Source organism: Flaviramulus basaltis (genome assembly GCF_900114265.1).
GTDB lineage: Bacteria > Bacteroidota > Bacteroidia > Flavobacteriales > Flavobacteriaceae > Flaviramulus > Flaviramulus basaltis.
Genome location: NZ_FPKV01000002.1, coordinates 40483 through 51803 on the forward strand (window position 1 = coordinate 40483; position 11321 = coordinate 51803).

General features: G+C 29.6%; 14 protein-coding genes. 7 read left to right on the plus strand and 7 right to left on the minus strand.

Annotated features, from left to right (window positions below):
• Positions 1-7: 7 nt before the first annotated feature.
• Genes BT151_RS06805 through BT151_RS06815 form a run of 3 tightly spaced genes read right to left on the minus strand, consistent with a single transcriptional unit; the run spans position 8 to position 1619 of the window.
• Entirely contained in the window at positions 8-325 is a 318-nt protein-coding gene (locus BT151_RS06805) for a hypothetical protein (RefSeq protein WP_072401063.1), read from the minus strand.
• Positions 326-340: 15 nt separating this feature from the next.
• Positions 341-871, minus strand: coding sequence for a KdsC family phosphatase (locus BT151_RS06810; protein WP_072401064.1), 531 nt, complete (start codon positions 869-871; stop codon positions 341-343).
• Positions 852-1619 (minus strand): Rossmann-like and DUF2520 domain-containing protein, encoded by a 768-nt coding sequence (locus BT151_RS06815; RefSeq protein ID WP_072401065.1) that lies wholly within the window; start codon positions 1617-1619, stop codon positions 852-854. The genes BT151_RS06810 and BT151_RS06815 overlap by 20 nt, the downstream gene beginning before the upstream one ends.
• Positions 1620-1677: 58 nt before the next feature.
• On the opposite strand from BT151_RS06815, the gene BT151_RS06820 reads away from it, so the two are divergent.
• The 3 genes from BT151_RS06820 to BT151_RS06830 all read left to right on the plus strand — a co-directional run bounded on the left by BT151_RS06820 (position 1678) and on the right by BT151_RS06830 (position 5866).
• Positions 1678-2067: a group III truncated hemoglobin gene (locus BT151_RS06820; RefSeq protein WP_072401066.1), complete on the plus strand. Its 390-nt coding sequence runs from the start codon at positions 1678-1680 to the stop codon at positions 2065-2067.
• Positions 2068-2152: 85 nt separating this feature from the next.
• Positions 2153-5338 (plus strand): cytochrome c biogenesis protein CcsA, encoded by a 3186-nt coding sequence (gene ccsA, locus BT151_RS06825; RefSeq protein ID WP_072401067.1) that lies wholly within the window; start codon positions 2153-2155, stop codon positions 5336-5338.
• Positions 5339-5413: 75 nt separating this feature from the next.
• Complete coding sequence (locus BT151_RS06830) at positions 5414-5866, plus strand: DM13 domain-containing protein (protein ID WP_072401068.1); 453 nt, start codon at positions 5414-5416, stop codon at positions 5864-5866.
• Here the strand turns inward: BT151_RS06830 and BT151_RS06835 are convergent.
• Positions 5863-6579, minus strand: coding sequence for a DUF3307 domain-containing protein (locus BT151_RS06835; RefSeq protein ID WP_072401069.1), 717 nt, complete (start codon positions 6577-6579; stop codon positions 5863-5865). The two genes, BT151_RS06830 and BT151_RS06835, sit on opposite strands and share 4 nt — an antisense overlap.
• A complete protein-coding gene (locus BT151_RS06840; protein WP_072401070.1) occupies positions 6576-7175 on the minus strand; it encodes a SatD family protein in 600 nt (199 codons plus the stop codon). The genes BT151_RS06835 and BT151_RS06840 overlap by 4 nt, the downstream gene beginning before the upstream one ends.
• Before the next feature lie 177 nt (positions 7176-7352).
• On the opposite strand from BT151_RS06840, the gene mscL reads away from it, so the two are divergent.
• The 3 genes from mscL to BT151_RS06850 are packed head-to-tail and all read left to right on the plus strand — an operon-like array spanning position 7353 to position 8903.
• The gene (gene mscL / locus BT151_RS06845) at positions 7353-7796 is read left to right on the plus strand and encodes a large conductance mechanosensitive channel protein MscL (RefSeq protein ID WP_072401071.1); all 444 of its coding nucleotides are present in this window, start codon (positions 7353-7355) and stop codon (positions 7794-7796) included.
• A 10-nt stretch (positions 7797-7806) separates the two neighbouring features.
• Entirely contained in the window at positions 7807-7962 is a 156-nt protein-coding gene (locus tag BT151_RS18580; RefSeq protein WP_171946618.1) for a hypothetical protein, read from the plus strand.
• Between the two features lie 29 nt (positions 7963-7991).
• The gene (locus BT151_RS06850; protein WP_084647896.1) at positions 7992-8903 is read left to right on the plus strand and encodes a DUF2167 domain-containing protein; all 912 of its coding nucleotides are present in this window, start codon (positions 7992-7994) and stop codon (positions 8901-8903) included.
• Between the two features lie 37 nt (positions 8904-8940).
• Here the strand turns inward: BT151_RS06850 and BT151_RS06855 are convergent, their stop codons facing one another.
• A complete protein-coding gene (locus BT151_RS06855) occupies positions 8941-9600 on the minus strand; it encodes an HAD family hydrolase (RefSeq protein ID WP_072401072.1) in 660 nt (219 codons plus the stop codon).
• A 109-nt stretch (positions 9601-9709) separates the two neighbouring features.
• Here BT151_RS06855 and rlmF point away from each other — a divergent pair, with 109 nt between their 5' ends.
• A complete protein-coding gene (rlmF, locus tag BT151_RS06860) occupies positions 9710-10594 on the plus strand; it encodes a 23S rRNA (adenine(1618)-N(6))-methyltransferase RlmF (protein WP_245794754.1) in 885 nt (294 codons plus the stop codon).
• A gap of 50 nt (positions 10595-10644) precedes the next feature.
• On the opposite strand, the gene BT151_RS06865 is transcribed toward rlmF, so the two are convergent.
• Positions 10645-11316 carry a DUF2490 domain-containing protein gene (locus tag BT151_RS06865; RefSeq protein ID WP_072401073.1) on the minus strand — a complete coding sequence of 224 codons (672 nt, stop codon included), beginning with the start codon at positions 11314-11316 and terminating at the stop codon, positions 10645-10647.
• Positions 11317-11321: the final 5 nt, after the last annotated feature.

Here is an 11321-nt window from a genome sequence, read left to right on the forward strand (position 1 = left end):
GTTAAATTTAAAATCTTGCCATGATATTGCTTATTAATAATTTAATGAAAAACAGCACAATAATTAATAAGATAAAAGAGAATACTAGTGCCTTTAATGTTTTTTGTTTTTCTTGTTTTCTAATTTTATTTTTTATGATGTTTTTTTCTTCTTTTGAGAGTGTTTTATGAAGAAAGTCTAATTGAAAATGTAAGTGTGTTTCTTTGTTGAGTTTCTCTTTTAAACTAGAAAAAGCTTTTGTTGTATATTGGTTAAATACATTTTGATTATTACCAAAACCAATGTATCCAAAACCTGTACTATGTCTTCTGCTTTTTCTTTCCAATTTTAGTGTTTTTCACTAATCATACATAGCATCAAAATTACCATTCCATTTTCCTTGTACTTTTAGGACTTGCTCAATAACATCGCGCGCAGCACCTTTGCCTCCTTTTTTATGTGAGATATATTTAGAAATGCCTTTTATTTCTGGCACTGCATCTTGTGGGCAACTTGGCAAACCAACAACTTTCATAACAGGGTAATCTGGAATATCATCACCCATATATAATACGTTTTCAGATTTAATATTCTTTTTATTAAAATAATCATTTAGTTGCTCTATTTTGTTGTGTGCTCCTAAATAAATATCAGAAACACCTAATCCTTCTAATCGAATTTTCACCCCTTCATTTGTACCTCCAGAAATAACACACACATTAAATCCCATATTTATAGCGGTTTTAATGCCATAACCATCTTTCATGTTCATACTACGAAGTAACTCTCCTTCTGTAGTTACAGTTACAGTACCATCGGTTAACACGCCATCTACATCAAAAATAAATGTAGTAATATGTTCTAAGTATTCTTTATAGCTTTTTTCTTCCATGGGTTAGTTGTATTGAGGTCGTTAGGAGTTTATAGATATCCTTGTGATGTTCGCTTTTTAAAATCTTTAAATGTTTTTTTATCGTTTTTTTATCATTGCGCTTTGCGGGACCAGTTTGCGCCATATATGGCGATATTTCTTGAACTTTTTTTGCAGTTTCTAAAATAAGAGGTTTTAATAAATCAAATTCTGCACCTTCACTTTCTGTAATTTCATGCCCAATTCTATATAACTGATTTGTAAAATTATTCACAAAAACAGCTGCTAAATGTAATACTCTACGCTGGTCACTATTAACTTTTTTAATAGGACTACCAATACTTAATGCTAATTCTTTTAAAAGCGGAAAGTTTTTTTTATCTATGGTTTCTATACAAATAGGTACGTTAGCAAAATCGATTTTAGCATTTTTACTAAAAGTTTGTAAAGGGTACAAAACCCCACGTTTTTGCTTTTTATCAATATCATAAACACTAACACTACCAGATGTGTGAACTACGAGTCTGTTTTCAAAAGGTAATTTTGAGGAAAGCTCCTCAATAACATCATCGCTTACGGCTAAAATATAAACATCTGCATTTTTTAGATTGTTTAAATCGTTAGTGATATCAACTTTGTTTTTGTATTGATTTATAGTATCTAAACTTCTATTAAACCATTGAATAACAGATACGTTTTCTGCTTTATTAAAAGCTTTAAATAAATGTGTTGCAACATTGCCTGCGCCAAGAATTACTACTGAAATCATATTGCTAAAATAGTTAATAATAGTATATTTATAAACCTATAATTTATCTTTGTTTAGGATGGTCAAAAAAGATGTTAAAACGCGAGAAGATGTATTTCTATTAGTATCTTCATTTTATAATAAAGTTAGAAAAGATACTATTTTAGGACCTTTTTTTAATAATACTATTAAAGATTGGGATGCACATTTACAGCAACTTACAACGTTTTGGGAATCAAGTTTGTTTTTAAAAACAAAGTATTTAGGAAACCCCTTAGAAGCACATATAAAAGTTGATAAAGAAAACAGTAATAAAATTACAGAATTACATTTTGGATTGTGGCTAAACCTTTGGTATCAAACAATAGATGAGCTTTTTGAAGGAGATTATGCGGAAAACGCGAAAAGACGAGCCAGAAAAATGGGAACATTTCTTTATCTAAAAATTTTTGTGGCTAGACAAGAGTAACTTTTGCTCTTTTTTTAAATACTTTAACACTTAAAAATAAACTTAAATCCTTAAATTTGCACGACCTTTTAAAAGGGCTAAAATTATGCTAGAAAAACTCGGAAAAATTCTTTTCTCAACCCGACTAACTGCTACTTTATTTATTGTATTTGCTGCTGCAATGGCTACAGGTACTTTTTTGGATGCAGGACAAGACACATCTCCAACACCTTACACAAGAAATCTTATTTATAACGCTTGGTGGTTTGAAGCCATTATGGTGTTTTTTGTTATTAATTTTGTTGGTAATGTTTTTAGGTTTAGACTGTATAAAAAAGAAAAATGGGCAACTTTTATTTTGCATTTAGCGTTTATTTTTATTTTGCTAGGTGCTTTTATTACGCGTTATGCAAGTTTTGAAGGTATGATGGCTATTCGTGAAGGTGCTACCGAAAACACGTTTTTATCAAGTAATACTTATATAACTACATATATTGACGGAGATTATGAAATTGATGGCGTTCCGCAACGGTTACCAATAGAAAAGAAAGTAGATTTTTCTGGACGTTTAAAGAATGATTTTAAAATAGATACCAAATACAATAAGCAACCAGTTTCTATTGAATTAGAAAAGTTTATAGTTGGTGCAGAACAAGATATTATTCCTAATGAAGATGGTGAGGAGTACTTAAAAATTGTTGAAGCTGGACAAAATGGTCCACATAATCATTTTTTAAAAGTAGGGCAGGTGCAAAGTATTCATAATGTACTTATCGCACTTAATAAACCAACAGATGGCGCTATAAATTTAACTTACCAAGGCGATTCACTAAGTATAAATTCACCTTTTGAAGGTGAGTACATGACTATGGCAACGATGGCTCAAGGTAAGTTGATAAAAGATAGCTTACAACCATTATACTTGCGATCTAGATATGTGATTGGTAATATGCAAATGGTTTTTCCAAAACCTGTTGTAAAAGGTGTTTTTGATATTGTTCAAAAATCGAAATTATTAAAAAATGACGAAAACGGATTAGTATTAAAAGTCACTACAAATGGTGAAACCCAAAAAATAGGTTTACTAGGAGGAAAAGGAATTAATGGTAATTTTGAACAAATTAAAGTTGGCGGGTTAGACTTTGCTTTTAAATATGGATCTAAAGTACTAGAGTTACCTTTTTCTTTAAAACTTAATGATTTTGAAGCAGAACGTTATCCTGGAACAGAACGTGGTTACTCAGCTTATTCAAGTGAGGTTACTGTTTTAGATGACAAAAGTGAAAACTATGATTATAAGATTTTTATGAATAATATTCTCGATCACGGTGGCTACCGCTTTTTTCAATCTAGTTTTGATCCTGATGAAAAAGGAACTATTCTATCTGTTAATCACGATTATTGGGGATCTTTAATTACCTATTTGGGTTATTTTATGCTCTATTTTGGATTAATGGCCATTCTATTTAGTAAATATTCTCGTTTTGGAGATTTAAAAAATCAGCTAGAAAAAGTTAAAACTAAAAAAGTAAAAGCGCTAACAATTATATTATTGTGTTTCGGGTTACATGGATTTTCGCAAACACATTCTGCAAATGATGGTCATAATCATTCAAAACCAAGGAAGGCTCAAATTGATTCTATTTTAAAAGCTAATATTACACCCAAAAAGCATGCTGATGAATTTGGGAATTTAGTAATACAAGACCTTAGCGGACGTATGATGCCTGTAAATACTTATGCATCAGAAATGCTTCGGAAGTTAAGTAAAAGTGATACTTACGAGGGGTTTGATGCTAACCAAGTATTCTTGTCTATACAAGAAAGCCCTATGCTTTGGTATAATGTACCAATTATTTATTTAAGACCATTGGAAACAGACTCCTTAAGAACTATTGTGGGTTTAGGTAAAGAAGGTAAACTTTTTGCTTTAAGTGATTTTTTAAATGATGATGGTTCTTATAAACTAACGCCATATTTAGATGATGCGTATAGTGTAACGGTTCCAAACGGTTATCAAAAAAAGATTAAAGAAACAGATCAGCGCATTAGTTTGTTATACAATACAATACAGGGAATGTCTTTAAAAATATTCCCAATACCTAATGATGAAAATAACAAGTGGATTTCAACTTATGATTATAGAAAAGATAACCATAAAATAGAAGATTCATTATATAGCAACTTCATAAAAAATGGTTTTGGAGTGTATTTATATACTCTAAATAAATCAAAACAAACAGGCGATTTTTCTGAAGCTTCAAAATTATTAGAATCATTCAAAAAAACACAGCATAAATATGGTGGTTCTGTAATGTTAAGTGACAAAAAAATAAAAACCGAAGTGCTTTATAATAAATACGACATTTTTAAAAAGTTGTTTAGTTGGTATATGTATGCTGGTACCTTGCTTTTTATTTTGCTTATTGTTCAAATTTTTAATGACAAAAGAAAACCAGTAAACGTTGCAGTAACAGTATTTAAATTCATCATTTTAGGTTTGTTTATATTACATACAGCAGGTTTAATAGTGCGTTGGTATATTTCTGGTCATGCGCCGTGGAGTGATGCCTATGAGTCTATGATTTATGTAGCTTGGGCAACTATGTTTTTTGGATTAGCTTTTGGAAGAAAAAGTGATTTAACTATCGCTTCAACAGCTTTTGTAACCTCTATGATTTTAATGATTGCACATTGGAATTGGATGGATCCTGCAATTGCAAACCTTCAACCCGTTTTAAATAGTTATTGGTTAATGATTCATGTTGCTGTTATTGTGGCAAGTTATGGTCCGTTTACTTTAGGTATGATTTTAGGTGTGGTATCGTTATTCTTAATGATATTTACCACCAAAAAGAATAAGTTAAAAATGGATTTGAATATAAAAGAACTTACCATTATAAACGAAATGTCTTTAACAGTAGGTTTGGTAATGCTTACTATAGGTAACTTTTTAGGAGGTATGTGGGCAAACGAAAGTTGGGGACGTTATTGGGGTTGGGATCCAAAAGAAACTTGGGCGCTTATTAGTATTATGGTTTATGCTTTTGTAATACATATGCGATTAGTTCCTGGACTTCGCGGACGTTGGTTTTTTAATTTATGCTCAATAATTGCTTTTGCAAGTATAATGATGACGTATTTTGGAGTAAATTTTTACTTAGCAGGATTGCATAGTTATGCTAGTGGTGACCAAATTGTAAGTCTTAAATTTATAGGTTTTGCATGTGCTATTGTCACTATTTTAGGCTTTTTCGCTTATAGAGGTTATTCTAAATATTACAGTAAATAGCATAAAATAATATAAAAAGTGTAATGTTTTAATTTTCTTGCGACAGAAAGTAAACCAACTTTAATATTTCTTATTATGAGACTGTTTTTATTATTTTTTGTGTCATCAATGTTTTTTAGCGCATGTTCATCTGATAATTCACCAATGAAAATGGATGAAGAAGTCATGGAAGAAGAGGAAATGATGGATGATGAAATGATGGGTGAAGAGATGACTACAAATGCGATTTATGGAGGTGATTTTGTTTCTGCAGCACATCCAACTATGGGTATGGTTAGTGTTAACCCAGAAAAAACCATTTTAAATATAAAAGGTTTTAAAACGGATTCTGGACCGGTTTTAGAAATGTATTTAGCGACAAGTACGAATGCCAACACTTTTATAAGTTTAGGTGTTCTAAAAGGCCTTGATGGTGATTATGAATACACATTACCAGATAATGTAGATTTTGATATCTACAAATATGTTATGGTTTGGTGTGTAGAATATAGTATAAATTTTGGCCATGCCATTTTATCAAAAACCTAAATTAGGCTTTTAACATACTCGTAGAAAACACCAAATACAATAGCTAAACCAAAGCTTAATAAGGTACCAATTAATATATATTCAGTTAACTTCCTGTCTTTAGCTTTAGATAAATCTCCAAATCTAAAAACGGATTTTGCTGCTATTAAAAACCCGATACCTTCCCAATGTTGCGTAATTATAAACGCAAAAACAAACAGGCGTTCTAGCATACCAATGTAAGCACCAGCATTTTCTAATGATTCTTCATTATTATCTTCTTTTAAAAACCATTTTGAGATAATAGTTTTCATTATTATTGAGGATACCACCGTAACACCTAATATGCTTGTAACTAATAATAAAATTGACGGTTTGTAAAGCATATCAATATGAAACACATAAGGTTCGTAAATGCTCACTACCAAAGCAATTATAAATAGATGCGTTAGTTGGTCTAAAGCAAATAAAAGTCTATTATTTACTTTAGGTTTAAGATGCAATTTTATAACATCAAAAATATAATGCGTTATAATAATAATTAAGATGCCTAACCAATAATTAAAATCGGCCTGTAATACCAATATTAAAGCGCCTAAATGCACTAAAATATGCCAGTATAAAAACTTAGATTTATGCTTATGTGTTTCTTTGTGAAGTACCCATTTTTCTGGTTGTAATAAAAAATCACCAATAAAATGTGCTAATATTAATTTAATGGCTAAAGCTATCATAGCGTTTGTATTTGGGTTTTATAATAGTTTAATAATTTTGATATTTCATCAAAGCCACCGCGTTTAAGACCTTCGCTAATATTGCTTTGAGATTTGCTTAATAATTTTGCAATTTGCTTTTGATTTAATTCGGGGTTTTCTAACGACTTTTTTATGATGGATGAAGATGTGCTAGTCCAACTATTCATAGTTAATTGCGCGAGTTCTAACATGATGTTTAGCTTAATATCAAAATCTTCAAAATTAGATTTAATTGAAAGCGTATTTTTTTTCATACTTTCAAAACATTCTCCAGAATTAACAAAAGCACTACCGTTAGATTCTGTTATTTTTTCCGAATTATATGTTTTTTCACCTAAGCCAATAGCAAGCCTAACATCAATATTTTTAAATTCCTTTATTGTGGCTTTTATTAAAACACAAGCATACAAAGCATCTTCTGGTTTTACTTCCAATTGAAAACTATCCCCTCTAAAAACTTCCCAAATTTTAGGCTCGTCACCAAATTTAATTAATGTGTTTTTAAGTGCGTCTAACCATTTTTTTGGCTCGCTTTTTCTTGAATTGATAATATCTCCCGTTATGATACTTGTCATTTATTCATATAATTATATATCAAATATATACTTTTTTTAGCAGATAATAAAAAATATATCCTTTTTAACAGATAATATAGAATATCTTATTTTAAGCAGATAAAAAAAACATCATAAAACTATGATTAAAAATCAATCTAATTATATTTACAGTTGATATTAAAAACAGTAATAAATATGAAATTATTTAAAGAGTTTAAAGAGTTTGCTGTAAAAGGTAATATGATGGATATGGCAATAGGTATTATTATTGGTGCTGCATTTAATAAAGTTATAGATGTATTAGTAAAAAAGGTTATGTTGCCACCACTATCATTACTTACAGAAGGAGTTAATTTTCATAATAAAAAAATTATTTTAAAAGAAGCAGTTCAAAATATAGACGGAACAATAAAAACTGAAGAAGTTGCTATTGGTTATGGTGCTTTAGGAGAAGCTACGCTGGACTTTTTAATAATAGGCTTTACTGTTTTTATTGTGGTTAAGTTTATGAACAGATTAAGAAACCGAGCACAGGATACAAAAGATGATACTGTAGCAACTCCAAAGGATATTGAGTTGTTATCAAAATTAACAGAACTTATGGAAGAGCAAAACACATTATTAAAAGGCAAACAATAATCGCAATATTATGGCAAAAACAGGACGTGATAAAAACACTAAAAACAAAGCGAAACATTCAAAATTAATGTCTCAAAAGAAAAATAAAAAGAAAGCAGAAGAGACATTACGAAAAGAACGATTAAAAAATATCATTAAAAAAAAGCAGGAAAATTCGGGTAATTAAATAAAAAAGTTAATTTTAAAACTTAAACCATGACTAAATTAACCAATATTATGAGAAAAATTACCGCAGTATTATTAATGTTTATTTCAATGCAAATTCATGCTCAACAAGAAACAGATTCTTTAAGTTTTGATTTAGAACAATACCAAAAAGCTTTAGATAGTATTAACAAAACATTTACCTATCAACGAGGCGAAGTAGTACTTGGCGATGGTTTAGCGATTCTTAATGTACCAGAAGGATTTAAGTTTTTAGATGGTGAACAGAGTAAACGTGTATTAAGCGATTTATGGGGTAATCCACCAAGTGAACCAATAGGATTACTATTTCCTGAAGATATGACGCCTATGCATGATGATTTTACTTATGCTGTAGAAATTGAATATGCCGAAGAAGGTTATATTGAAGATGATGAAGCTGAAGATTTAGATTATGATGATTTGCTAGAAGAAATGCAAGAAGATGCTATAACAGGTAATCCTGAACGTACAGAGTTAGGTTATCCAACAATTGAATTAGTTGGTTGGGCATCACCACCATATTACGACCAAGAAAACAAAAAATTACATTGGGCCAAAGAATTAAAGTTTGAAGATTATGATGTAAATACTTTAAACTATAATATTAGAGTTTTAGGGCGTAAAGGCTATCTTAATTTAAATGCTATTGGAGATATTACCATGTTGGATACTTTTAATAAAGACAGAGATAATATTTTACAAAGTGTTGAGTTTTCTCCAGGAAATAGATATTCAGATTTTAATCCAGATATTGATAAAGTAGCAGCCTATGGTATTGGCGGACTTATTGCAGGTAAAATATTAGCAAAAGTTGGTTTTTTTGCGGTAATATTAAAATTCTGGAAGTTTATTGCAATTGGAGCAGTAGCCATGTTTGGCGGTTTCCGAAAAAAATTGTTTGGAGGTAAAAAAGATGCTTAATATTAAATAATTTAAAAGAGGGTGGAAGCCCTCTTTTTTAATTTATAATATTATTTATTTTGTTAAATTCTATCTCCTTAAAATCTTTAATAACCATATCTGCTTTTGTATAATCTTGGTTTTTAGAATGAAAACTATCATAACCAACACAAAAAATATTGGCAGCCTTGGCAGCTTCAATACCATTGGTAGAATCTTCAATAACTATACATGCTTTATTACTAAAACCAGTTGCTTTAGCAGCTTTAATAAAAATTTCAGGATGCGGTTTAGATTGTTTTAAATCACCTCCACTAAATTTTGCAATAAAATATGGGTTTAACTCAAACCGGTCAAAAATTTGATTAATACTAGTCATAGCAGCCGAAGACGCTAAAACTAATTTTAAACCATTACTGTGATAATCTTTTATTAAATCTAAAACCCCATCAATAAGACCAAGGTCTGAGTTGCTTTCAAAAAATTGTTTGTAGTGTTTACGTTTTAACGCTACTAATGTTTCTGGAGATTCTTCAAGATTAAAATAATCGCATAATCGTTTACAAATATTTATGGTAGATTGTCCTGTAAACGATTCGTAAAGTTCGTTTGATACATTTATGCCAACTTCATCAAACATATCATGATAAGCTTTATTATGCATAGGTTCGCTATCAATAATTACACCATCCATATCAAAAATAACTGCTTTTAACATCTTCAATTTTTTTACGAAGATAAAAGATTCATTTTAGATACTTAAATCTATTTTAAAAGTTTCAAATGATTAAGTTTGTACACATAAATAGTATGTTAATAACTCAAAAGTGATTAAAACAAACTCAAATTTTCATCCAAAAAACAAGCATAAATCGGGATACGATTTAGAGGCTTTATGTAAAATATACCCAGATTTATTGCCATTTGTATTTGTAAACAAATATGAAACAAAAACTATAGATTTTGCTAACCCCAAAGCAGTAAAAGCTTTGAATACAGCTTTATTATTTAAATATTATAATATTACTTTTTGGGATTTTCCAGATAGTAATTTATGTCCGCCAATTCCTGGACGTGCAGATTATATTCATCATATTTCAGAGTTGCTAAAAGCATCAAACATTACTAATAAAATCAGTGTTTTAGATATTGGAACTGGAGCAAGTTGCATTTATCCTATTTTAGGATATGCTGAATATAACTGGAATTTTGTTGCCACAGATGTTGATAAAAATTCACTGAAATACGCCCAAAATATTATTAATAAAAATAACTTGAGCGACTATATAAAATTAAGACATCAAAAAGATTCTTCACAAATTTTTAAAGGTGTTTTAGTTGAGGAAGATAAGTTTTCAGTGTCAATATGTAACCCGCCATTTTATAAATCGGAAGAAGAAGCTTTAGAAGCGACCACAAGAAAATTAAAAGGTTTAAATAAAGCAGAAGACAAAGTTGTTAGGAATTTTTCTGGTACAAAAAATGAATTGTGGTACAAAGGCGGTGAAAAGGCTTTTATACATAATTATTTATATGAAAGTTCATTGTTTAAAGAACAATGTGTTTGGTTTACAACTTTAGTATCTAAAAAAGACTTAGTAAAAGGTATGTATGCTTCTTTAAAAAAATTAGGAGCAACAAATATTAAAACGATTAATATGGGACAAGGCAATAAAATATCGCGTATTGTAGCTTGGACTTATAGTGATTAACGTTATTGCTAAGTCGATAAATACTCTTCGCAAAGACGGTTAAATTAATTTTACTTCTTTCTAAAATCTGTTTTAAAAAATAACCCAACTTGCAAGCGGTTTAAGTTTTGTTTATTAATCTCATGGTTTAAGTAACCTATTTGTATGTTATTTGATTTTGAAATATTAATGCCTATAGCAGCATAAAATCGATTTTCAGTAAAAACTTCATCTTTTAAATTCGCAAAAAATTCATTATTAATTGTGAAAAACAAGCTTTTATTTAAGTCAATTTTTGTTCCTAATCTATAACGCAATCTATGTAAATCTGTATGATTATGTTTAAAGTTTAAAAACCGATGCTCAAGTCTTAATCTGTGTAATATGGGTAAATTAAAGGCTTCTTGTTTATAGCTTATTTGTTCGTAAGGTCTATTTTCATATAAATGAGTTTCTCCTGAAATAGAATAACTCTTATCAATATCTAAATAACAATACACAAGTGATAAAGTTGCTTTTTTGTTTAAATGATAGTTTACTCCTGTGTAATAGAATAGGAGGTTCATGTTATCAAGAACTTCAAATGAGCGAAGTTGAAAACCAGTTTTAATACTGATTTTATCTGAAATTACATGATTACCATCAATCATATACCAAGCCCCAAATTTGTCTTCAGGAGTTGATTGAGAATGACTATTTATGGTAGTAAGAATAAGTACTATGAAAGATAATAAGTACTTCATAATTT